This is a genomic window from Burkholderia sp. SIMBA_062, assembly GCF_046534765.1.
Classification (GTDB): Bacteria; Pseudomonadota; Gammaproteobacteria; order Burkholderiales; family Burkholderiaceae; genus Burkholderia; species Burkholderia ambifaria.
This window is the reverse complement of sequence record NZ_JAWRYD010000150.1, coordinates 1-355: the sequence shown is the minus strand read 5'-3', so window position 1 is coordinate 355 and position 355 is coordinate 1. Positions and strand designations below refer to the sequence as shown.

Annotated in this window: 1 pseudogene; it reads right to left on the bottom strand. The window is 58.6% G+C overall.

The features are described from left to right. A pseudogene (locus SB786_RS35795) lies at nt 1-355 on the bottom strand (hypothetical protein); the annotation flags it as partial.

The following is a 355-nucleotide window of genomic DNA, read 5'->3' as shown; positions in this document are numbered from 1 at the left end:
CCTGTCTTTTCCGCTTCCTTCCGCTTCCGCCACTCGGCTTTCCGGTTCCGGTCCTTGTCACGAGACGCGAGCATCTCGGCGACACGGCGCGTGATCGTGTCGTGATAGAGGCGACCATCCTCAGCTTTCCAGAACCCGCGCAGCAGGACAGCACGATTCTTGGCGAACAGGGCGGGCTTCATGCCGATGCGAACTGCGATTAGTTCGTTGTCGTCTGGCAGCGATCCGCACGGGGTTTGTTTCCATGCGGTTACCCAAACCATAAAAAGCCACGGCCGCATATCTGCAGGCGTCAACACCCACGTATCAGACTGTTCGATCTGCTCGGTATCGAGTTCGAATCGCCAGCCCTTCG